At 60.3% G+C, this 21,124-nt stretch carries 20 protein-coding genes and 1 tRNA gene; 8 read left to right on the top strand and 13 right to left on the bottom strand.

The annotated features are described in order from the left end of the window. Positions 1-3: 3 nt before the first annotated feature. The 6 genes from ACR0K4_RS20370 to ACR0K4_RS20345 all read right to left on the bottom strand — a co-directional run bounded on the left by ACR0K4_RS20370 (position 4) and on the right by ACR0K4_RS20345 (position 5,655). Positions 4-1,395 carry an FAD/NAD(P)-dependent oxidoreductase gene (locus ACR0K4_RS20370; RefSeq protein ID WP_480855506.1) on the bottom strand — a complete coding sequence of 464 codons (1,392 nt, stop codon included), beginning with the start codon at positions 1,393-1,395 and terminating at the stop codon, positions 4-6. Next, on the bottom strand, positions 1,385-1,693 hold the full coding sequence (locus tag ACR0K4_RS20365) for a 2Fe-2S iron-sulfur cluster-binding protein (protein ID WP_480855505.1): 309 nt from the start codon (positions 1,691-1,693) through the stop codon (positions 1,385-1,387). Before ACR0K4_RS20365 ends, ACR0K4_RS20370 begins: the two co-directional genes overlap by 11 nt. Further along, positions 1,668-2,768, bottom strand: a complete 1,101-nt coding sequence (locus tag ACR0K4_RS20360) for an NAD(P)/FAD-dependent oxidoreductase (protein WP_480855504.1) — start codon at positions 2,766-2,768, stop codon at positions 1,668-1,670. The genes ACR0K4_RS20365 and ACR0K4_RS20360 overlap by 26 nt, the downstream gene beginning before the upstream one ends. A gap of 64 nt (positions 2,769-2,832) precedes the next feature. Continuing rightward, entirely contained in the window at positions 2,833-3,834 is a 1,002-nt protein-coding gene (gene dctP / locus ACR0K4_RS20355) for a TRAP transporter substrate-binding protein DctP (RefSeq protein WP_480855503.1), read from the bottom strand. A 43-nt stretch (positions 3,835-3,877) separates the two neighbouring features. Beyond that, complete coding sequence (locus ACR0K4_RS20350) at positions 3,878-5,188, bottom strand: TRAP transporter large permease (RefSeq protein ID WP_480855502.1); 1,311 nt, start codon at positions 5,186-5,188, stop codon at positions 3,878-3,880. After that, the gene (locus ACR0K4_RS20345) at positions 5,185-5,655 is read right to left on the bottom strand and encodes a TRAP transporter small permease (RefSeq protein ID WP_480855501.1); all 471 of its coding nucleotides are present in this window, start codon (positions 5,653-5,655) and stop codon (positions 5,185-5,187) included. The genes ACR0K4_RS20350 and ACR0K4_RS20345 overlap by 4 nt, the downstream gene beginning before the upstream one ends. A 113-nt stretch (positions 5,656-5,768) precedes the next feature. On the opposite strand from ACR0K4_RS20345, the gene ACR0K4_RS20340 reads away from it, so the two are divergent. Continuing rightward, entirely contained in the window at positions 5,769-6,722 is a 954-nt protein-coding gene (locus tag ACR0K4_RS20340) for a LysR family transcriptional regulator (protein ID WP_480522021.1), read from the top strand. Positions 6,723-6,872: 150 nt separating this feature from the next. Here the strand turns inward: ACR0K4_RS20340 and clpB are convergent, their stop codons facing one another. After that, complete coding sequence (gene clpB, locus ACR0K4_RS20335) at positions 6,873-9,491, bottom strand: ATP-dependent chaperone ClpB (protein WP_480855500.1); 2,619 nt, start codon at positions 9,489-9,491, stop codon at positions 6,873-6,875. A 128-nt stretch (positions 9,492-9,619) separates the two neighbouring features. Then, the gene (locus tag ACR0K4_RS20330; protein ID WP_480855499.1) at positions 9,620-9,925 is read right to left on the bottom strand and encodes a hypothetical protein; all 306 of its coding nucleotides are present in this window, start codon (positions 9,923-9,925) and stop codon (positions 9,620-9,622) included. A 112-nt stretch (positions 9,926-10,037) separates the two neighbouring features. Here ACR0K4_RS20330 and pyrF point away from each other — a divergent pair, with 112 nt between their 5' ends. Further along, the gene (gene pyrF, locus ACR0K4_RS20325; protein ID WP_480855498.1) at positions 10,038-10,757 is read left to right on the top strand and encodes an orotidine-5'-phosphate decarboxylase; all 720 of its coding nucleotides are present in this window, start codon (positions 10,038-10,040) and stop codon (positions 10,755-10,757) included. Between the two features lie 404 nt (positions 10,758-11,161). Next, the gene (locus tag ACR0K4_RS20320; protein ID WP_480855497.1) at positions 11,162-12,415 is read left to right on the top strand and encodes a DNA polymerase IV; all 1,254 of its coding nucleotides are present in this window, start codon (positions 11,162-11,164) and stop codon (positions 12,413-12,415) included. A gap of 3 nt (positions 12,416-12,418) precedes the next feature. Here ACR0K4_RS20320 and ACR0K4_RS20315 read toward each other — a convergent pair whose 3' ends face one another. Next, positions 12,419-13,279, bottom strand: coding sequence for an N-formylglutamate amidohydrolase (locus ACR0K4_RS20315; protein WP_480522027.1), 861 nt, complete (start codon positions 13,277-13,279; stop codon positions 12,419-12,421). Positions 13,280-13,427: 148 nt separating this feature from the next. Between ACR0K4_RS20315 and ACR0K4_RS20310 the strand changes: the two genes are divergently transcribed. The 5 genes from ACR0K4_RS20310 to ACR0K4_RS20290 all read left to right on the top strand — a co-directional run bounded on the left by ACR0K4_RS20310 (position 13,428) and on the right by ACR0K4_RS20290 (position 16,220). After that, positions 13,428-13,502: transfer RNA gene (locus tag ACR0K4_RS20310), tRNA-Val, on the top strand. A gap of 90 nt (positions 13,503-13,592) precedes the next feature. Beyond that, positions 13,593-13,718, top strand: a complete 126-nt coding sequence (gene ykgO / locus ACR0K4_RS20305) for a type B 50S ribosomal protein L36 (protein WP_005648635.1) — start codon at positions 13,593-13,595, stop codon at positions 13,716-13,718. A 298-nt stretch (positions 13,719-14,016) separates the two neighbouring features. Then, complete coding sequence (locus ACR0K4_RS20300) at positions 14,017-15,033, top strand: Fe(3+) ABC transporter substrate-binding protein (protein ID WP_480855496.1); 1,017 nt, start codon at positions 14,017-14,019, stop codon at positions 15,031-15,033. A 117-nt stretch (positions 15,034-15,150) separates the two neighbouring features. Next, positions 15,151-15,705 carry a helix-turn-helix domain-containing protein gene (locus ACR0K4_RS20295; protein WP_480855495.1) on the top strand — a complete coding sequence of 185 codons (555 nt, stop codon included), beginning with the start codon at positions 15,151-15,153 and terminating at the stop codon, positions 15,703-15,705. Then, positions 15,702-16,220, top strand: coding sequence for an N-acetyltransferase family protein (locus ACR0K4_RS20290; RefSeq protein WP_480855494.1), 519 nt, complete (start codon positions 15,702-15,704; stop codon positions 16,218-16,220). Before ACR0K4_RS20295 ends, ACR0K4_RS20290 begins: the two co-directional genes overlap by 4 nt. On the opposite strand, the gene ACR0K4_RS20285 is transcribed toward ACR0K4_RS20290, so the two are convergent. The 4 genes from ACR0K4_RS20285 to ACR0K4_RS20270 all read right to left on the bottom strand — a co-directional run bounded on the left by ACR0K4_RS20285 (position 16,217) and on the right by ACR0K4_RS20270 (position 20,992). Beyond that, a complete protein-coding gene (locus ACR0K4_RS20285; protein ID WP_480855493.1) occupies positions 16,217-16,942 on the bottom strand; it encodes a response regulator in 726 nt (241 codons plus the stop codon). The genes ACR0K4_RS20290 and ACR0K4_RS20285 overlap by 4 nt on opposite strands. 104 nt (positions 16,943-17,046) lie before the next feature. Beyond that, the gene (locus ACR0K4_RS20280; protein WP_480855492.1) at positions 17,047-18,291 is read right to left on the bottom strand and encodes a molybdopterin molybdotransferase MoeA; all 1,245 of its coding nucleotides are present in this window, start codon (positions 18,289-18,291) and stop codon (positions 17,047-17,049) included. Further along, positions 18,284-18,769, bottom strand: coding sequence for a plastocyanin/azurin family copper-binding protein (locus tag ACR0K4_RS20275; protein WP_480855491.1), 486 nt, complete (start codon positions 18,767-18,769; stop codon positions 18,284-18,286). Before ACR0K4_RS20275 ends, ACR0K4_RS20280 begins: the two co-directional genes overlap by 8 nt. Before the next feature lie 15 nt (positions 18,770-18,784). After that, the gene (locus ACR0K4_RS20270) at positions 18,785-20,992 is read right to left on the bottom strand and encodes a HEAT repeat domain-containing protein (protein WP_480855490.1); all 2,208 of its coding nucleotides are present in this window, start codon (positions 20,990-20,992) and stop codon (positions 18,785-18,787) included. Positions 20,993-21,124: the final 132 nt, after the last annotated feature.

Below are 21,124 nucleotides of genomic sequence, written 5' to 3'. Positions count from 1 at the left end.
CTCCTACTCCGCTGCATCCAGCGCGTTATCTTCCAATGCCGCAATCTCGCCCAAAGTGACAGGTTTCAAAGGCGGGCGGATGCGATAATTCCCGGTCTCATCCGGGGACTTGCCGTTGGCATGCGCAAGCAGCGCCGTGACAGTCAAGCCGCAATACCTTCCCTGGCAAGGACCCATGCCTGCGCGGCCAAAAGCTTTTGTCTGGTTCGGTCCGAGACAGCCCAATTCGGCGTAACCGCGAATATCGCCCGCGGTGATTTCCTCGCACCGGCAAACCGTAATGTCATCTGCTGGCAGTAACGCTTCGGCCAAGGGCGGATAAGCCGCATCCAGAAAAGGGCGCGCGACCATTTCACGGGCAAGTTGACGGCGCAAAGCCGGGGCCCTGTCGTCGCGCGCGGCCTCAGACAGACGGCGGGCCTGACACGCGATTTCCAACGCGGCCAGTCGACCGGCGAATTCGGCAGCTTTTGCGCCGCCAATCCCGGAGCCATCGCCCGCAATAAAGACACCCGCGACATTGCTTTGACCCCACTTGTCTGTGTTTGGGACAAAGCAATGCTGCGCGGTATCCCAAAAATGCGTCACCCCGAGCGACCGCGCGGCCTGCGTATTGGGCACCACACCATGATGCAGCATTACCGTTTCGCAGGCGATACGATGCGTGCGGCCTTTGCTTTTGAAACTCACCGCTTCGGCCTTGCCAGACCCTATGATTTTGATATCGCTTGCTGCCACAAACCGTGGCACCCGGGCGCGTGTGATTTCCGCCAGCATCCGCGCCCCTTTGAGCAGGTAGCGCCATCCCCGTATTGCTCCACCCAGATGGCGGGCCGCTTGGGCCAAGTCGCGGTGTGTCTGGGTTTCGATCATCGCGGTCGGAGGCACACCTGCACGTATCATTTGCGTAGCGATCAGGTAGAGCAACGGGCCCGACCCCACCAGCACCGCATTGCGAGCAACCACGCCCGACTGTTTCAAAAGGATCTGCCCGGCACCGGCTGTCATGACACCCGGCAATGTCCAACCCGGCAGCGGCATCGGTCGTTCCAGCGCGCCGGTTGCCAACAAAACGCGGTCTGCACTGACCTGCGCTGCCCGCCCGTCGCAGGTATAGGACACCTGAAAGCCCTCTTCGATGGCCCAGACCACCGCTCCGGTGAAATGATCAATGGCATCGTGTTGCAAACCCGCCGTCAGCCCGGTGCCATAGGTGTAATCTGCCCCCAAAATCTCGCCCCGCAAGGGCACGACGCGGTCTACGTCACGGTAGATCTGCCCACCTGCGCGGGGTTGTTCATCCAGCAACGCGACGCGCAGGCCGCGGTTCGCGGCTTCGGCGGCCGCGGCCATGCCTGCGGGACCCGCGCCAATGATGACCAGATCACGATGCATCAGAATGGCCCCCCTGCCCGTTCGCGCGGGTCACCTTCAAGCCTTCAGTCACTTCGACCATACAGGCTTGCCTTGTTGTGCCGCCGATCACGACCAGACAATCAAAGCAAGCACCCATCATGCAAAACGGTCCGCGCGGGACACCCGAGACAGGGGCGTGCCGGAACACATCGACACCGGCACCCAGCAACGCAGCCGCAAGGTTCGCTCCGACAGGCAGGCTGAGCGTCGTGTCTTCGAAAGACACGTCCACACGGGGGGTCTCCTCCAGTTCAAGAAACGGCGAAGCGGGATTCATTGAACACCTCCAGATCCGGGGCTGCATCTGTGGCCTCAAGCCAGTCGGGAAGAAGCCTGGCATGTGCGGCGGCAAGGGTGATGCCACTGTGACAGGTGACAAGATAGGCCCCGGGCATGCAGGCGCTTTCCTGATAGATCGGCAGCCCGTCCGGTGACAGTACCCGCAGCGCGCCCCAACTGCGCACCAATTGCGCGCGGGCCAGCGCCGGATAGGCCGAGATGGCATCAGCGGCCAGCCGCGACACGCCCGGTTGCGTGACCCGATCATCAAGCCCGACCTCTTCATTGGTCGCCCCAATCTGGATGCCGCCTTCATCCACCTGCCGCGCAATCAGCGACGGGCGATTGATCAACTTGGGCAGTCTTTCTGTAATCAGCACTTGTCCGCGTTGTGGACGAATGGGGGCTTTGAACCCCATTTTCGGGCCCAGTTGCATCGCCCCCAGCCCGGCGGCCAGAACCACTTTACCCGCAGTTGTCGTGGTACCGTCCTCGCAGCTTACACAAAACCCATCAGACTTGCTCACCTCTGTAACGGTTTTGCCCGTCAATACGCGCCCACCCATCCGACGCACATCGGCAGCCAGCGCCAGCAATAGTTTCAGAGGGTTAGCGTGACCGTCCTGATGATGCAGGATCGCGCCGACGACCGAGGCACCGATATGCGGCTCTTCTTTGCGCAGCGCGTTATGCCCCAGCACGTCATAGGGGTAATCGCCATCAAGCTCGGCTTTGAGCTTTTTGTACTTTTCAACCGTTGCTTCCAGCGATTCTTCAGAGAAATGAAAGTCGTACCCGCCGTTTTGTTCCAATGGGATCGCCTGCCCGGTGTTGCCGGACACTTCTTCGGCAAACTCGGCCCACATAGCGGCGGATTGTTGCGACCAGCGGGCATAGCGAGGTTGGTTCATGCCTTTGGATTGCACCCAGACCAACCCGAAATTCCCCCGGCTCGCCCGAAACGCGCCGTCATCCCCATCCAGAACGGTCACGGTCAGCCCGCGTCGCAGCAAGCCCCACGCGACGGAAAGGCCAACAACGCCCCCTCCGATAATGGTATAATCGGTGTCCATGCTATCGTTCCGATCACAGATGGCGGTGTCAGGGCGGAACAATCCGCCCCGACTGATTTCAGGATCAGTTATTCCCTGCGGCGGCGACTTCGTCCAGTATCGCCTGGCCCCAATCGACGCCGACATCTTCAAGAACGGCGGGCCAAACCTCGGTACGAACTTTTTCCGCCATTGCAGCCAGGTCCGCTTCGGTCGGCACGGCAACAGTTGCACCCAGCTCATCTATCAGCCGCTGCTCGTTACGCCCCTGATCCTCTTCGGCCACTTCCCAGCGGGTGGCTTCGAAGATGGCAGCCTGCTCGCGCAATGCGGTCTGATCTTCGTCGGACAAAGCCGAAAGGCTCTCGTTCGAGATAATCATGTACCAGACTTCGAAATGCGTATTTGCCGGAATATAGGTACGCGTCACATCGCGGAAAGAGGCATAATATCCTTCGGCGCCCGATCCGATTACACCATCCACAACGCCGGTCTGCACGGCTGTAAACGCCTCTGAGAAAGGAATCGGTGCGGGGATATATCCCAACGCCTCGCCGGTCAGCTGAAAGCTTTTGATGCCCGGTACACGGACCTTGATACCGTTGGGATCCACCGAGCCGGGATTGGCATTTTCGACATTCAGCGAAATACCGCCAAAGTAAACCGGATAGGCGGCCAACATGGTAATGTCTTGCTCGGCATAAAGGGTTGTCATCACGTCACGAACAACGCCGTCCGGGCCATAGACCGCGCGGGCCTGATCCCAGTTGCCAGCAAGATACGGAAAAGAACTGATCTGCATCCGACGATCAGCCGCAGCGGCGGCAGGTTGGGTCGCCATGTCGATGGCCCCGACGCTGATGCGTTCCTGAACAGTCGTGTAGTCTCCAAGCGCAGATGCCGGGAACAGATTGATTTTCACATCCCCGCCAGTCGCTTCGTCCACCGCAGCAGAAAAGGCCCGCAACTCCTTGTCGATGGTGGTGTCTTGCGGGCGCACGTGGCTCATCTTCAGGTCTTGCGCCTGCGCATAACTGCCAAGCGCCATAAGCGCCGCTGTGGCTGTGCTGAGAAATACATGTTTCATTTGGAAGTTCCTCCTTATCGGTATGCGTTTGGTTTGGTTGAGATCAGGGCGCCACGTCGTATCCGAAGAACCGCGGCAAAAAGAGCGACAGATCGGGCCAGAGCGAGGTCAGGAACACCACCGGCACATAACCGAACAGGATCAGTTTCATCGCTGGCGGGATGACCTTGGTCACCTTCACATTGCCGATGCGCGCGCCCAGATAAAGGATCGACGCATAAGGCGGTGTCACACCCCCCATCGCGGTATTGACCCCCATAATCGCCGCGAACTGGACGGGGCTGACCCCGATTGCATTCATCAAAGGCAACAGCAGCGGTGCGATCAGGATGATCGCAGTCACGTCATTGACCACCATCCCGACCAGAAACAGCAGTATGTTGATCATGATCAGCAACAACACCTTGTTCTCGGTAATCGCGAAGATGCCCTGAACCAATTGCTGCGGGATGCTCTCGTAAACGAACATCTGGCTGAGGATCATGGAAAACAGGATCATCATCATGATCGCGCCCACAGCGGTGGCCGCTTCTTTGCCCGCCGACAGAAAGTTATTCCAATTCAGGCCTTTGTAGATCAGGAAACCCACGGGGACGGCATAGATCACCGCAACGGCGGCGGCCTCGGTCGGAGTCATGATACCGCCATAGATGCCGCCCAGAATGATCACCGGCATCAGCAGCGCCGGGAAGGCATGAAACCCGCGCCGGGCAACCTCGCCTGAAAGCTCCGAGAATGAGGGTTTGTCATCCAGGATCAGATTGAACTTGCGCGCCATGACCAGATTGATGACGGAAAAGGACGTCATGATGAGAAGGCCCGGGCCAAGCGTTGCAAGGAAGCAGGCCAAAATCGAGGTATCGGTGACCCAGCCATAGACGATCATCGTGACAGAGGGCGGGATCAACAGGCCGAGGATCGAAGAATTGGCGATCAGGGCCGTAGCGTATTCACGAGGATAGCCGCGCTTTTCCATCTCGGGGATCAACAGCGGCCCGATGGCGGCGATCCCGGTCAGACCCGAGCCCGATATCGCGCCGATTATGGCGCAGGACACAGCTGCAACAACACCAAGACCGCCGCGCACGTGACCGATAAACGCGTTCACAAAGCGCAGCAGGGACGCGGCAATCCCGCTTTCCGACATGACCGTGCCCGCCAGAACGAACAGCGGAATCGCCAGCAAAACAGGGTTCCCCAGCTGTTGCACACCCCACAGCATCATGCCTTTCATGGTCACTCCGCCCATAAAATACATGACCATCAGGGCCGATCCGAAGCAGTAGGGAAGCGGCACACCCAAGGTCAGCGTGATGATTAGCAGGGCAATCGCAAGAAGGGCGATTTCAATCATGCCGGCTCTCCCGTGCGCAGACTTAGAATGTGACGCAAAAGATGCCCGGCGGTGTAGATCATCATCAGCGTCAGGCCGATGACCAGCGCAACGTCGGAATAGAACGTGGGGATATAAAGTGTCGGGCTTTCCCGCCAAACGCGCCAGGCATATTGCGTATAATCCCAGGCCCAGGACAGCAGCCACAGACCAACGACCAGGCTGATAATTTCACCGATAATGGCCAGGATTTTGTGGCCATGATCCGTCTTAATGAAAATCTCCAGCACGTTGGCACGGATATGGGTGTTCTCGCGCGAAGCATTGACCGAACCAAGGATGTAAAGCCACACCGTCGGGTAGGCCATCGTCTCTTCCAGCCCCATAACGGGAACCTGTAATACATAGCGCGTGATAACCTGAACAAACTGCCCCAACGCCACCGAAATGATCAGCGCCGTGAGCAGGTATTTGGCGAATGTATCCATTGGTCCCCCGTTCCCACAGGCCTTTGCCTGAGAACTTTCCGGGGATCACACTGGACATTGAGTATAAAATCAATTTGATTAAATCTGTAACTCCATAAATTGGATTTATGCCTATGCATCTGTCTCTCCGACAACTCGCAACCTTTCGCGAAGTCATGCGATCCGGCTCGATCAGCCAGGCGGCCCGATCCGTTGGCCGCACCCAACCAGCGGTTTCAACAATGGTCCAGACGCTTGAAGACCAGCTTGGGTTTCCTTTGTTCCTGCGATCGCATGGCAAACTGACGCCAACACCCGAGGCCCATTTTTTTCTGGAAGAATGCGAAGATATTCTGGGCCGGGTTGAACGCACGGAACGCACCCTGGAGCGGATCAGCTCGTTGCAATCCGGCAAACTCAAAATTGCATGCCATCCGGCTGCATCCAGCGTGTTTCTGCCCCGTTTGCTGACCGGCTTCCTGAAGGATCGCGACGATCTGGATGTGTCACTGATTATGCGATCGTCGGGGGTCATCGAGGATATGATCGCCTCGCAGCAATATGATATCGGGTTCTCGGAAACACCCGTGCCGCGTGCATCGATACGCCAATCCGACTACAATATGGAATGTGTTTGCGTTTTGCCCGCCGACGATCCTTTGGTCCGGAAACCCGTTATTCACCCGCAGGATCTTGATGGCCGTCCTCTGGCGGTCCTGTTTGACGGACACAGCACTGCCATTCAAACTGAAGCGGCCTTCCGCTCTGCAGGCAGCCGCTTCGTCAAACGCTTTGATCTTCGAACCTTTTTACCCGGTCTTCAATTTGTGGCAGCCGGGGCCTGCGCAATGGTCTGCGATATGATCACGGCCTATAGCCACGTCTTGCACGCGCCCCAAAATGGCGGGCTTGCGCTTCGGCGGTTTGCACCAAGAATATCCAGCCACGTGTCAATTCTGACCCCCGGCTTTGCCACCCAGTCTATGGCCGCTCGCGCTTTTATCTCAGAGCTTGAGGCAGCCGTCAGAGGTGTGTCCGATGAGATAGAACACGCCATAGGCGCACCGTGGTCAATGCGCTCTGGTTGAGCCACTGCCTGTTCGTCGGTTCCCTCTCGCGCTTCGAGCAGAGGGCTGATCATGTGGCTCTGGCACCGCGTTGATTTCCTTGGCGAGACGTATTTGAAAACAGGCCAAAAAAGACCCGCCATTTTGGCGGGTCTTTGTAGGGTTTGGCTTTTAGTGTACGACAGCATCATCCGGGCGGGGACGGTCTGACGTCCCCAACCTGTCGCCAATGATCAGGCCTTCAGACCCAGCTGTCACCGGCACGGTTTCGCCATCCTTGATCTCGCCGGCCAGCAGCGCCTCAGCCAGAGGGTTCTGCAGGGCGCGCTGGATCACGCGCTTCAGCGGACGGGCCCCAAAGACCGGGTCATAGCCTTCGTTGGCCAGCCACTCCTTGGCACCATCATCCAAAGCCAGCTCGATCTTGCGGGCGGCCAGACGTTTTTGCAGGCGTGCCATCTGGATATCGACGATGCCATCCATATCGGCCCGCTTGAGGCGGTCAAAGATGATGGTCTCGTCCAGACGGTTCAGGAATTCGGGCCGGAAATGCGCCCGGACCGCATCCATCACGTCGCGCCGCGCCTGCGCGCTATCGGCCCCTTCGGGCAGTTGGCTGAGCGCCTGAGAGCCAAGGTTCGACGTCAGGATGATCAGCGTCTGCTTGAAGTCCACCGTGCGGCCCTGACCATCGGTCAACACGCCGTCGTCCAGAACCTGCAGCAGCACGTTGAACACATCGGGGTGTGCCTTTTCGACCTCGTCGAACAGCACGACCTGATAGGGTCTGCGCCGCACGGCCTCGGTCAGCACACCGCCTTCATCATAGCCGACATAGCCCGGAGGGGCCCCGATCAGACGGGCGACCGCGTGTTTCTCCATGAACTCGGACATATCGATGCGCACCATCGCGTTGTCGTCGTCGAACAGGAAATTCGCCACGGCTTTGGTCAGTTCAGTTTTACCCACACCAGTCGGCCCGAGGAACAGGAACGAGCCCAACGGGCGGCCTTCATCATTCAGGCCCGCACGCGCCCGGCGCACGGCGTTGGCGACAGCAGTCACCGCCGCATCCTGACCGATAACGCGGGAGTGCAGATCGTCTTCCATCCGCAGCAGCTTTTCGCGCTCACCTTCCAGCATTTTCGAGGTCGGGATGCCGGTCCAGCGCTCGACCACGGAGGCGATCTGTTCCGGACGCACCGTTTCCTCGGCCATCATGGCGTTGCTTTCGGCGTTTTCGGCCTCGGTCAGCTTTTTCTCAAGCTCGGGGATGACGCCATAGGACAGCTCACCCGCTTTGGCGAGGTTGCCTTCGCGCTTGGCGATCTCCAGATCGGCCCGCGCCTTGTCGAGCTGTTCTTTCAGATCGCGCGCGCCAGCGAGCTTATCGCGTTCAGCCTGCCACTGGGCGGTCATCTCGGCGGATTGCTCCTGCAGATCGGCAAGATCCTTTTGCAAGGTTTCCAGACGATCTTTTGACGCTGCATCATCCTCAAGCTTCAGCGCCTCTTCCTCTATCTGCATCTGCAGGATCTGACGGTCGAGTTGATCCAATTCCTCGGGTTTGGAATCCACCTCCATCCGCAACCGCGACGCGGCCTCATCGACTAGGTCGATGGCTTTGTCGGGCAGGAAGCGGTCGGTGATATAGCGATGCGACAGGGTCGCCGCCGACACCAGCGCCGAATCCGAAATACGCACGCCATGGTGCAACTCATACTTCTCTTTAATTCCGCGCAGGATGCTTATCGTGTCCTCAACGGTCGGTTCCGCCACAACAACGGGCTGGAACCGGCGCGCAAGAGCCGCGTCTTTTTCGACGTATTTGCGATACTCATCCAGCGTGGTCGCACCAATGCAATGCAACTCACCCCGGGCAAGCGCAGGCTTGATCAGGTTGGCGGCATCCATCGCCCCGTCGGATTTACCGGCGCCGACCAGCGTGTGCATCTCGTCGATGAACAGGATGATCTCACCGGCGGCTTCCGTCACCTCGGTCAGCACCGCCTTGAGGCGTTCTTCAAACTCACCACGGTATTTCGCACCGGCGATCAACGCGCCCATGTCGAGCGCGAGCAGCTTCTTGTCCTTCAGCGATTCCGGCACGTCACCGTTGACGATGCGCAGAGCCATGCCCTCGGCAATCGCGGTTTTGCCGACGCCAGGTTCCCCGATCAGAACCGGGTTGTTCTTGGTGCGGCGTGACAGAACCTGCATCGAGCGGCGGATTTCTTCATCCCGCCCGATGATCGGGTCGATCTTGCCCTCAGCCGCTGCTTCGGTCAGGTCGCGAGCGTATTTCTTGAGCGCATCATAGCCCTCTTCCGCCGACGCTGTGTCAGCGGTGCGGCCCTTGCGGATATCGTTGATCGCTTCGTTCAGCTTCTGAGCGGATACGGCCCCGGCCTCCAAAGCGTCCTTGGCTTTGGATTTCACCATGCACAGCGCCATCAGCACCCGTTCGACCGGCACAAAGCTGTCGCCCGCCTTGGTGGCGATCTTGGCGGCCTCGTCCAGAACCTTGGCGGTCTGGCCGTCCATGTAAATCTGGCTGGCATCGCCGCTGACTTTCGGGATCTTGCCCATCGCGGCATCCAGCGCCTCGACCACTCGGCCCGGCGCGCCGCCTGCGCGGGTGATCAGGTTGCTGGCCAGCCCCTGATCGTCATCCATCAATGCCTTGAGTATATGAGTTGGCTCCAGCCGCTGGTGCCCCTCGCGCAGCGCAATGGTCTGCGCTGCCTGCACGAAACCCCGTGCCCGCTCGGTGAACTTGTTCAAGTCCATAGCATTCTCCTTTTCCAAGCGCCCCTTGTGTAATGCGCCCGCTTGGCGGCACGCGTTGGGTGGGGCCTCACATTCAATCTGGGAAATATCTTCGCCGGTTCAAGGGGCCTGAAGGCCGCAAACAGCGATTATCTGCGCGGCACAGAATAGAGCGTATAGCCTCCGCTCTCGGCCACCTGTCGCGCCCGGTACATTTCAACCAGCGAGCGCGCTGGTTCACCACCTGTCGGGCAGGACACAAGGTCAGCGGCGTCATCCAGGAAATCGATGGTAAACGCGGTTTCGCCGGTCAATTGGCAGTCGTCATCTGTAGCCCGGTACCCCCCGACAAACCGAAGATCGTCGTTGGGCGGGGCGACACCCTGAACAGGGGTTTCGGATGGGGTTTCCTGGCAGGCGGCCAATGCGAGGCAAAGCACACATAGCTTTCTCATGTCTGTCCCTTTCAAAGAATACCGCAAGCTTACCACAGGATTTGCACGGCGCATGGACAGATCGCCCCGAACCCGTTAGGACGCAGACGTTTGCCAAAAAGGAGCCCACCTCATGTCTGATGATCGCTTGATCGTAGCCCTCGATGTCCCGAACGCCCTGCAGGGGCTGGCCATGGCCGAGCGGTTGGGGGATGCCGTGTCCTTCTACAAGATCGGGCTGGGCATGCTGACGGGTGGCGGGCTGGCGCTGGCCAATGAGCTGAAACAGGACCACGGCAAGCGCATCTTCCTGGACATGAAACTGTTCGATATCGGCAACACAGTCGAGAACGCCGTGCGGGGGCTGGCGCAGTTCGATCTGGATTTCCTGACCGTGCATGGCGATCCGCATGTGGTGCGGGCCGCCAAGGAAGGCGCCTCGGGCAAGGACCTGAAAATCCTCGCGGTGACAATCCTGACCTCTCTGAACCGCGATGATCTGGATGCCAGCCTGCTGAAAGCGGGCGACGTGCAGGAAATTGTGGTCGAACGTGCGGCAAAAGCGTTCGAGGCCGGGGCCGATGGTATCATCGCCAGCCCGCAAGAAGCCGCCCTGATCCGCGCCCTTCCCCAGTCCGAAGACCGCCTGATCGTTACCCCTGGCGTGCGCCCCGCAGGAGCGGAGCTGGGAGATCAGAAAAGGGTCGCAACACCGGCCAACGCAATTGCAAATGGCGCGGATCACGTCGTGGTCGGTCGCCCGATTTACCGCGCCGAAGACCCGAAGGCCGCCGTCCAGGCGATTCTGCACGAACTTGCCTCACCACAGGCAACCACTCCTAACAGAGAGTAAGTATGCCGCTATAAAGATCAGATATTTTTGATCTCCCACTCTCTGGCCGTCTGAAACATACGAAAAAGATCGCAGGATTGGCCCGCAAGCAGTTCACCTTACGTCAATATTCCGTCTTTCCGTGCCAAATTGCCCCTGTGCCTGAAAACACACATGGTTTTTGCGAGTTTCGCGCATCCGGGCATGAAGCTGTCAAATCGCCCTATTTTAAGGGATTCTGTGACCGAGATACTCCCCAACGGACCGTTTCTTCCTGAGGTCCGTTACCTCTCCCCCCGCTTTCGCGGGGGGGCTTTCTTCCGAAGAGCCGGCCTTGGTGTCATCGCGTTTCAGGTCTTTGTTCCGGATTGCGGCTCGTGTAAAATTGCCCCATCTGCGCACCCTTGATTATCGGGAACCCCCGGATGCCCGGCCTTTGCCGCGATTGTCTAACCATGTTGACGGAAGAACGGCGCTGCCCCTCGTGCGGCAGCCCGCGCGTGCGCACGCACCCCGAGCTGTTTGACCTGACCATTGCGCATATGGACTGTGACGCCTTTTACGCCTCGGTCGAAAAACGCGACAACCCGGAACTTACGGACAAACCGGTCATCATCGGGGGCGGAAAGCGGGGCGTCGTATCAACCGCCTGCTATGTGGCGCGCATTCGGGGCGTGCGATCAGCCATGCCCATGTTCAAGGCGCTGAAACTATGCCCCGAAGCTGTGGTTCTGAAACCCCGCATGTCGCTTTATGCCGAAGTGTCGCGCGACATCCGCGCCATGATGGACGAACTGACCCCGGTGGTAGAACCTTTGTCGCTGGATGAAGCCTTCATGGACCTGTCCGGCACGCAGCGGTTGCACGGCGCGCCACCTGCCGTGATGCTCGCCCGGTTGGTGAAACGGATGAAGGATGAGCTGGGCCTGACCGGTTCAATCGGGCTTTCGCACAACAAGTTTCTGGCCAAGGTTGCATCAGACCTCGACAAACCACGCGGGTTTTCAGTGATCGGCAGGACCGAAACAGCAGACTTTCTTCATGACAAACCGGTCCGCCTGATCTGGGGCATCGGGCCTGCAGCACAGGAATCACTGGAGCGTGCCGGCATTCGCACCTTCTCGGACCTGTTGCGATGGGATCAGGAGGCTTTGACTGCACGGTTCGGATCGATGGGATACCGGCTTTGGCATCTGGCGCGAGGGCAGGACAAGCGCCGCGTCTCGGCGCACGAGCCGATGAAATCCATCAGTAACGAGACGACCTTCTTCGAAGATACAGCCAATCCCGAAATCCTGGACGGGCATTTGTGGCGCATGGCAGAGAAGGTCGCAGATCGCGCCAAGGCAAAAAATCTGGCAGGTCGTATTGTAACCCTGAAGCTGAAGCGCGCCAATCACAAGATCATCACACGCCGGGTGTCTCTGCGCGATGCGACCCAGATTGCCGACCGCATTTACCGCACGGCGCGCGGATTGTTTGATCAAGTGTCGGATCAGGGGCCATTCCGGCTTTTGGGCTGTGGTCTCTCAGACCTGTGCCCCGGTGAGAACGCCGATGTTTCAGGTGATCTGCTTGACCCGGGGGCCGCGAAGCGTTCGCAAGCCGAGCGGGCAACAGACGAAATCCGGCGGCGGTTCGGCACCGACGCGATCGTCAAAGGGCGTGCCCTGCGGTAACGCCTATTCAGCGGCCAGCCGGGTTGGTTCCGAACAAATGCCGGCGATCTTTTCGGTTACATCGCGCAGCAGGTTACGAAAGGCTTCAAAATTTCCGTTTGGTTGGATCGTGTTTTCATCCATATACAATGACCGGTCGATCTCGATCTGTACCGCGTGCTGATGGCGCGCCGGTCGGCCATAGGTCTGGGTGACATAGGCACCAGCAAAAGGCGCATTGCGCGCCACGTTCAGCCCTGCCTCGACAAAAGCGGCCTCGATCTGATCGACGACAATACCCGATGCGGCGGCTCCGAACCTGTCACCAAGAACGATCTCGGCATGTTTGCCGCCGGTTGTTCCGGTCGTCACAACCGCCTCATGCGGCATCGAATGACAGTCGATCAGGATCGCCTGACCAAATGTTTCATGCGATTCTGCCAGAAGGGATTTCAAACGCGCATGATAGGGCCGCCAATAGGTATCGATGCGCAAACGTGCCTCATCCATGGTCAGCTTGCCATTGTAGATCGCGCGCCCATTGGCCACGACGCGGGGAATCACGCCAAGGCCCGACGCGACGCGCGGGTTGTGCCCATGACGACGCGCCCCGGCAATAAGAGCCGGGTCCAGCTCATCCGCGCTGCGGTTCAGGTCCAGATAGGCACGCGGCATGATCGCGGCGATGAAAGGGGCCCCAAACTCGGAGACCGAGTCGAACAGCTGGTCCACATAAGCGTCTTCGGAAGATCGAATCACGTTACGGTTCAAAACCGACTTCTGCAACAAAGTCGCCGGATAGGTCCGCCCACTATGCGGAGACGCGAATACCACACAGGAACTGCGGTCTTGAGGCATATCCAGGGCATAGGGTGCGTTGCGCATGGCGACTCCTTGTTCGCACTGAACATAGACCGGAAAAATAGTTCTTCCAAACCCCTTGATCCCCCCAACGACTCCTTTTATAGAGCCCGTCACCGGCGCGGGGTTCCGCGCCCCATTTCGTTATGGGGTTCGTCTTGCATCGGTTCATGGGCGGTTAGCTCAGCGGTAGAGCACTTCGTTGACATCGAAGGGGTCACAAGTTCGATCCTTGTACCGCCCACCATGATTTCACTGTTCCGGGTTCCGGGACACCCGATAAACCCAGGCGCTGGCCACGTCTTTGATGAAGGCGCCGCAGATTGGAGACAGACCCATGAAGGTCAAGAACTCGCTCCGCTCGCTCAAGAACCGGCACCGTGATTGCCGGGTTGTGCGTCGCAAAGGCCGCGTCTACGTGATCAACAAGACGCAGCGCAAGTTCAAAGCGCGTCAGGGCTAAGAATAGCCTAAACCGATTTCAAAGAACCGCGCCTTCGGGCGCGGTTTTTTAGTTCGTGCCCATTGGCAAAGTGACAAAAGCCCGCTGTTACTTCATCTGCTTCCGTCCGGGCGAGGGTGGGCGTGTGGAACTTCATTGTTTCAGGATCGGTTTCTTTTCAATAGCCCGGCTCACAAGGTAGCTGCGGCCTTTTGACCAACTAAATCTGTCGGAAATCCTTGCATCTCGGTCGGATTCCTTTAATTGACTAAATCAGTCGGGTTACGACCCGCAGCGTATTCTAATGTTAGGACACATCATGCTGAAATCCTCTACCTGTATCGCCGCCGCCCTGACGGCATTGATCGCCACTTCAGCCGCTGCCGAGGGTGAGCTGAACCTTTATTCCTCGCGCCACTACGACACCGATGAGCGTCTGTATTCCGATTTCGAAGAGGCCACCGGCATCACCATCAACCGCATCGAAGGTAAGGCTGACGAGTTGATCGCGCGGATGGAAGCCGAGGGCGCAAACTCGCCCGCTGATCTTCTGCTCACGGTTGATACCTCGCGTCTGGCCCGTGCCAAGAATGCGGGCATCCTGCAGCCGATCGAAAGCGCTGTCCTGGAAGAGCGTATCCCCGCCAACCTGCAGGACGAAGACAACCAGTGGTACGGCTTTTCACAACGGGCACGGATCATCTTCTTCGACAAAGCCGATATGGCCAACCCGCCCGCGACCTATCTGGACCTGGCCAAACCCGAATATAAAGGTCTGGTTTGCATCCGGTCCTCCAGCAACACCTATAACCAGACGTTGCTGGCTTCGATCATCACCAACCATGGGGCCGAGGCCGCCAAGTCGTGGGCCGAAGGCGTGGTCGCCAATATGGCGCGTGATCCGCAGGGTGGTGACACTGACCAACTGCGCGGCATTGTCTCTGGCGAGTGTGAGATCGCCGTCTCGAACTCCTATTACTTCGCCCGCGCGCTGCGCAAAGATGTCAAAGGCCTGAGCGCCGAGATCGACATGATCGGCGTGCAGTTCCCCGCGCAGGATGGCGAAGGTGCACATATGAACTTGTCTGGTGCCGGTGTCGCTGCCAATGCGCAAAACAAGGACAACGCCATCAAGTTCCTGGAGTATCTGGCCAGCGATCAGGCGCAGGTCTATTTCTCGAACGGTAATGATGAATTCCCCGCCGTCGAAGGCGTGGCGCTGGCTGAAAACGTGGCGTCGCTGGGTGAATTCAAGGCCGATGAGGTCAACCTGTCCGAAGTCGCCAAGAACATCCCCGAGGCGCAGAAAATCTTTAATGAAGTTGGCTGGAAATAAGCTCCAACCCATCGGGCAAGCGAAAGAGCGCGGCGTGAGCTGCGCTCTTTTTTGTTTGCATGCGTCATATTTCATGACAATAATCCCAAATATGAAAATTTTTCCCATATTTGACTCATGCTAGATGATCTCTCCCATCGCCTCGCTGTGCGACTGAATGAACTGCGACAGGGTCGCGGTTGGTCGCTGGACCAGCTGGCCGAGCATAGTGGCATCAGCCGGGCAACCCTGTCGCGGATGGAGAAGGGCGATGTCAGTCCGACTGCGGAAACACTGGGGCGATTATGCGCCGCATATGGGCTTCCGATGTCGCGCCTGCTGATGATGGTCGAGGACAGCTTTGACCCGCGCGTCCCCTTCGAACGTCAACCCGAGTGGCGCGACCCTGAGACCGGGTTCACGCGCCGCTCTGTCTCGCCTCCAGCCACTGGGTTGAGTGGCGAGGTGATGGAAGGCCATCTCCCCCCTGCGACCGTGATCACCTATGACGCCCCGCCCAAACCCGGGCAGGAACATCACCTGATCATGCTGGATGGCGGGCTGACGTTGACAGTGGACGGCACTGAACATCAACTGAGCGGAGGTGATTGCCTGCGCTATCACCTGTCAGGGCCCACCCGATTCGAGACCGCACCCAACCGCGGCGCGCGGTATCTGTTGGTTCTGATATGATCACGCGCCTGAGCCCGACCTATTTTGAAGGCGCCCTGCCGGACCTGGCAAACATCCTGCACGCTTGCGTGCACACCGGAGCCAGCATCGGGTTCATCCTGCCATTCTCGCAGGACGAAGCGCGCGCCTATTGGCAGGATCGCGTGTATCCTGACCTGCAATCTGAAACACTGGACCTGTTTGTCGCCTATGAGGCAGGGCGCATTCAGGGCACGGTGCAACTGATCCCCGCCGCCATGCCGAACCAACCCCACCGGGCGGATGTGGCCAAGCTGCTGGTCCATCCCGACGCCCGCCGTCGCGGGCTGGGCCGGGCATTGATGACAACGCTGCAGGATCGCGCGGCTGAGCTGGGTAGACGCACTTTGGTGCTGGATACGCGGAGCTCGGACCCATCGCGGCTGCTCTACCAATCGATGGGTTTTCAAATCGCCGGAGAAATCCCGAACTACTGCCGCAACCCGTTTGAGGATCGGTTAGAGCCCACCACCTACATGTACAAGGACCTGATCTAGCCGCCGGTTTTGCGCACATTGGCGGCAAAACAATAACCAATGCCGTGAACGGTCTTGATAAAGGTCGGTGCAGCCGGATCGGGTTCGATCTTCTTGCGCAGGCGGGCAACGTGCACGTCGATGGTGCGGTCGCCGACGATGGTCTCGCGCCCGCGCGCCTTGTCCAGAAGCTGATCGCGCGAGAACACCATATGCGGATTGGTGACAAAGGCTTGCAACACATCGAACTCTGTGGTGGTCAGGGCGGTAATCTCCTCGGCGCCCTGCGCGATCAGGGTGCGCTCGTTCAGGTTCAGCACCCAGTCTCCGAAGGCGATCAGAGGCATCTCGGCCCCGTTGACCGGTTTGTCCTCGGGGCGGGCGCGGCGCAGAACGGTGCGGATACGGGCCAGAACCTCGCGCGCCTCGAAGGGTTTGGTGATATAGTCATCTGCCCCGAATTCCAGCCCGACGACGCGGTCGAAAATCTCATCCCGGCCTGACAGCACGATGATGGGAATGTTCGAACTGACCCTGAGTTCGCGCGTGATATCGAAACCATTTCGCCCCGGCAGGCCGATATCCAGTAGGATCAGATCAACCTCTTCCCGCGCAAGCACAGCATCCATGGCGCTGCCATCGCCCACGCATGTCACCTGACAGCCCTGCTTTTCCAGATAGCGCTGCAGGAACGAGGTGATCTGCGGGTCGTCATCGACAACAAGGATATGTTCTTTGGCCATATGAGGTTCCGGGCGGGCAAATGGGGCTGGCGCAGGACGTTTCTAGCGGTTGGCACCCTGATCTTGCAAGGTCAAGGCGCGTCGCGGGGACACGAATGATTTGTTCAGAACCTGATGAAATCCAACGAGTCACCGGCGGGCAGCGCCTCGGTTTCAGCCGGGATGACCGCCAGACCATCAGCCTGCGCCAATAACGCCACGCGCCCGCTGTAAGAGGCCGCCATCAGACGCAGCCGTGGCGTACCATCCGGCGCGCTCCCGTCGATGCGTACCGGACGGTATTCGCGCCGGCCCGCGCGGCGTTCCAACGGCTCGGCCAGAACGGCGTGTTCCGGAGTGCGTTCGCCGCAATGCAACCCGGCGCGACGAGCCATCATCTGTGATCCGATGATCTGCCATGTGACATAGGCCGAGACCGGGTTTCCGGGCAGACCCACATAAAGCGCATCACCGCGACGGCCGAACATGATCGGTTTGCCGGGCTTCATGGCAACCTTCATCACGTCGACCTCGCCGCCGATCTCGGCAAAGAGGCGTGGCATGTGATCTTCGTCGCCGACCGAGACGCCGCCGGTGGTGATGATCAGATCGGACGTCTCGCAGGCTTCGCGCAGGACCTGTTCCAGCAGCGCGGGCTTGTCCTCGACCGGGCCGCGGTCGATCAGGTCGATCCACGGCTTGTCCAGCAGCGCCAGCAGCATATAGCGGTTCGAGTTGTAGATCTGGCCCGGGCCGAGGTCTTCACCCGGCTGCCGCAGTTCGGTACCGGTCGAGAAGATGGTGACCTTGAGCTTGCGGTTAACTTTGACTTCTCCGTACCCCGACGAAGCCAACGCGGCGGCCTCGCGCGCGGTGATCTCGCAACCACGCCGCAGGATGGGCGCACCGGCCTTCAGGTCTTCGCCCGCGCGGCGGATGTGCTGGCCGGGTTTGGGGCGGCGGCTGAAGCGGATGCGGTCGGGGGTCGCGTCGCAATCTTCCTGCATCAGCACCGCATCGAATTCGGGCGGCACCGGCGCGCCGGTGAAGATGCGCAGGGCGCTGCCTTGGGGCGCATCATGTGCGCCGCTATCTCCGGCGGCAATGCGCCCGGCGACGGGCAGTTCGAACAAAGGCCCCTCGCCCAAATCGGCGGTTCGGAGCACATAGCCGTCCATCGCCGAATTATCAAAAGCGGGCATGTCGACCTTGCTGGAGCAATCCTCGGCCAATACCCGACCGATGGCCTGCGCCAGCGGCAGCGTCTCGGTGTCCGTGAGGGGGTCAGCAACGGACAGCCCGCGCCGCAGCGCGTCGTCAACGGTCAGGTACATATGGGCGTGGCGGTCGCAGGCGCATCCATCAGCCATTTTGGGCCTCCATATAGGCGAAGAGTTCTTCGAAACCGGCTTGCTCGGCCTCCCCCAGCTTGGGCAGGTAGGCCTTGGCCTCTTCGAGGTTCGAACTGGGGTCGCCCACCACCAGCAGCATCACCATGCCGTGGCGGCCATGCACGCGGCAGCGGATGCCGTAGACGCCGTCTTTCTCGAAGCTCACATCCATCTCGGGCTTGCCGCGAATCTCAAAGCTGCGGGCGCCGACGGGGATCATGCGGGTGATGGCAGTCACGGTATGCCGCCCGGTCGAGCCCTTGAAGCGCACGGTGGCGCCTGCAGGGACCTGCAGGAACCTGGGTTCGAACCGGAACGCATGGGCCGGGGTATCGGCGTTGAGGTCGATGATCTGATGCACCACCGCGACCTCGGGCAGGTCGTCGGCCTGTGCGGCGGGGCCAAAGGCCATGGCCCCCGCCAGAATCGCCGCAGTCAGTTTCAGCGATATGTTCATCTGTCCCTCCGGGGTTCACGCCGCCCGGGAGTCGGTCCCCAGCAAGTCGGCCAATGCACTGATCATCACCGGCCATTGCGCGCGGCGGTCTTCGTCGCGCAGTTCGGTCAGCAATTGGCGGCCAATGGACACCACCGCAGGCGCGCTGTCATTGACATAGGTCACGATCCGCTGCTCGGGGTTGGCCATCAGGAAGGGCACGATGGCGGCACCGGCCTGATCGGGCGCGGTTTCCGACAACAGACGCATCGCTGCCTGCCGCACAGCGGCCGAGACGTCATCGAGCAGGCTGCGTGCGACATCCGGCGTGCCGTCCCAGCGGGTCAGGATCTGCATGGCGTCGATGCGGAAAGGCGTATCGCCGGTCTTCACCATCGCCCGCAGCTTGCCGCGTAGGCTATCCTGCGGCGGCAGATCAGCCTGTTGCAGCAGTTTCAGCGCCTGCAGCGAGAGGCTTGAGTCGGTGTGCGACAGGCCCTTGGTAATCAGGTCCACCAGTTGATCCTGCTCCAGTTCCACACCGTTGCGGGTGACTGCAGCGGCCAGTGCCGAGAAGCCCTGTTGCGCGATCTCGGTCTCGGGGTCCTGCGCGATCTGGGCCAGCATGATCTGCATCCCCGGCACCTCGCCCAGCAGACGGATGGCGGAGAGACGGGTTTCCCGCTCCAGCGCTTCGGCATTGTCATCCAGCGCGACGCGGCGGCGTTTGGGGTGGCGGGTCGCCTTGGCCAGCAGCGCCTGTTCGCGGGGGGTCAGCGGTTGCACCTCATCCTCTTGCGCTTCCTGCGTCATTTCCGCCGCGATGGCGTCGTGACCGAGGATCGCGCCAAGACTTGAGGTCGGGCCGTTCTCACCGCCTTCCGAGACATCCAGCCCGGCCTCTTCCAGCGCGGCGATGTCGGTTTGCGGAGCCTCTTCTTCGGGGGTTTCCTCGGTGGTCACGGGCATCGGGGCCAGCGCGAAGGACAGCAGCAATTCGCGGCCCTGTTGCTGGTTCACATGCGGACGGTCGGCGTCGGTGACGATCATCGCCAGCGACGCGACGGCCTTGAGTCGCACCGACCGGAAGGGCGCGCGGCAGGCGCGCGGCAGCCATTCCGCTGCCTCGCGCAAGGGCGAGGTCGCCAACGCGTCGACGATGGCCCATTGGATACGCTCGGCCTTGAGGTCATCCGCATCGACCGAGAATAGCGCGTTCAGGCGATCGGCCACCAAGTCCGGGGCCAGCGCCGCAAGCAGGCCCAGCGCCTGCGCGGACACTTCGGGTTGTTGACCGGTGGCGAGGAAATCCAGCACCTGCCAGCGCAGGTCTTCTTTGTCCGCGATCGGCGTGTCGCGGTCCAGCCGGTCGAGCAGCGCCAGTTGCACCTTGGCACCGGGGTCGCGCATCATACGGTCCAGCAGTTCGGGTTCGGAGAAGCCGGACTGGTTCAGCGCCGCGATGCGAATATCCTCGACCGCATCCGTCAGGGCCTGTTCGACCAGCGCGGGATCGCCGGGCATCAGGGCCTCATAGGCGATCAGGCGCACGGCCCCGTCCTTGTCGGCGGTGGCTTTGCGCAAGATGGCTTCGGCCTCGGGTCCTCCGATGGTGGCCAGCGTCCGCAAGGCGCAGTGGCGCAGGCGGCGGTTTTGGGATTGGGTGAACACGCCCAGCGTCGGCACGGCGGGCTGGCCGATCCGGCCCAGCGCTTCGCAGGCCACATCGCCCAGCTCCTGCCCGTCTTCGTCCATCAGGGCCATGACGATGGGTTCAATCGCGGCCGCGTCGCCCATGCGACCCAGCGCCTTGATGGCGGCGATCTGGGCGTCCAGCCAGTCGTCCCATTCGTCTTGGTGCAGCTCGTCCTCGTCCCATGTGATGTCCTCGCCGCGCCCGGTGACAAGCGTGCGCAGATAGGGGGCTGCATCTTCGGACTTCAACTCGGCCAGAGCGGTGACGCAGGCCAGCTTCACCTCGCCGCAGGGATCGTGGATCAGGTTTTCCAGCAGTTGCGGTGCTGCGTCCTGCACGCCCAGCGCGCCCAACGCCTGAGCGGCGTCCTGACGGACGTCTTCGTCATCGTCCAGCAGCGCCTCGACCAGTGCGGGGCTGTTGGCGGCACCAATGGCGGTCAGGGCCTGAATGGCGCGCAGGCGGATCACGTCATAGTCGGATTTTGCGTAGTCGGCGAACAGGCTGGTGGCCTCGTCACGCAGGGCTGTATCGGAATGCATGTTCATATCGGGTCTGCCATGTTTTGCGTTGGGACAGGTTGGGTGAAAGTGGAAGGCAGGTTTCCCAACCGAAGCCTGCCTTCCATGTGGTCCCTTCTGCAGTGGGACCAGACCCGGGGGGCGGCATGGCGACCGCCC

It is taken from the genome of Ruegeria sp. K11, from assembly GCF_056531905.1.
The sequence above is the reverse complement of the archived record's forward strand: the minus strand, read 5'-3'. Positions and strand labels throughout refer to the sequence as shown.

Bases quoted from the DNA above. Each gene is read 5' to 3' on its own strand.
- ACR0K4_RS20270 (WP_480855490.1), bottom strand. From the start codon at position 20,992: ATGAACATGCATTCCGATACAGCCCTGCGTGACGAGGCCACCAGCCTG.
- ACR0K4_RS20350 (WP_480855502.1), bottom strand. From the start codon at position 5,188: ATGATTGAAATCGCCCTTCTTGCGATTGCCCTGCTAATCATCACGCTG.
- ACR0K4_RS20275 (WP_480855491.1), bottom strand. From the start codon at position 18,769: ATGAACATATCGCTGAAACTGACTGCGGCGATTCTGGCGGGGGCCATG.
- ACR0K4_RS20295 (WP_480855495.1), top strand. From the start codon at position 15,151: ATGCTAGATGATCTCTCCCATCGCCTCGCTGTGCGACTGAATGAACTG.
- ACR0K4_RS20370 (WP_480855506.1), bottom strand. From the start codon at position 1,395: ATGCATCGTGATCTGGTCATCATTGGCGCGGGTCCCGCAGGCATGGCC.
- ACR0K4_RS20330 (WP_480855499.1), bottom strand. From the start codon at position 9,925: ATGAGAAAGCTATGTGTGCTTTGCCTCGCATTGGCCGCCTGCCAGGAA.
- ACR0K4_RS20320 (WP_480855497.1), top strand. From the start codon at position 11,162: ATGCCCGGCCTTTGCCGCGATTGTCTAACCATGTTGACGGAAGAACGG.
- ACR0K4_RS20280 (WP_480855492.1), bottom strand. From the start codon at position 18,291: ATGGCTGATGGATGCGCCTGCGACCGCCACGCCCATATGTACCTGACC.
- pyrF (WP_480855498.1), top strand. From the start codon at position 10,038: ATGTCTGATGATCGCTTGATCGTAGCCCTCGATGTCCCGAACGCCCTG.
- ACR0K4_RS20315 (WP_480522027.1), bottom strand. From the start codon at position 13,279: ATGCGCAACGCACCCTATGCCCTGGATATGCCTCAAGACCGCAGTTCC.
- ACR0K4_RS20285 (WP_480855493.1), bottom strand. From the start codon at position 16,942: ATGGCCAAAGAACATATCCTTGTTGTCGATGACGACCCGCAGATCACC.
- clpB (WP_480855500.1), bottom strand. From the start codon at position 9,491: ATGGACTTGAACAAGTTCACCGAGCGGGCACGGGGTTTCGTGCAGGCA.
- ACR0K4_RS20340 (WP_480522021.1), top strand. From the start codon at position 5,769: ATGCATCTGTCTCTCCGACAACTCGCAACCTTTCGCGAAGTCATGCGA.
- ACR0K4_RS20345 (WP_480855501.1), bottom strand. From the start codon at position 5,655: ATGGATACATTCGCCAAATACCTGCTCACGGCGCTGATCATTTCGGTG.
- ACR0K4_RS20300 (WP_480855496.1), top strand. From the start codon at position 14,017: ATGCTGAAATCCTCTACCTGTATCGCCGCCGCCCTGACGGCATTGATC.
- ACR0K4_RS20360 (WP_480855504.1), bottom strand. From the start codon at position 2,768: ATGGACACCGATTATACCATTATCGGAGGGGGCGTTGTTGGCCTTTCC.
- ykgO (WP_005648635.1), top strand. From the start codon at position 13,593: ATGAAGGTCAAGAACTCGCTCCGCTCGCTCAAGAACCGGCACCGTGAT.
- ACR0K4_RS20365 (WP_480855505.1), bottom strand. From the start codon at position 1,693: ATGAATCCCGCTTCGCCGTTTCTTGAACTGGAGGAGACCCCCCGTGTG.
- ACR0K4_RS20290 (WP_480855494.1), top strand. From the start codon at position 15,702: ATGATCACGCGCCTGAGCCCGACCTATTTTGAAGGCGCCCTGCCGGAC.
- dctP (WP_480855503.1), bottom strand. From the start codon at position 3,834: ATGAAACATGTATTTCTCAGCACAGCCACAGCGGCGCTTATGGCGCTT.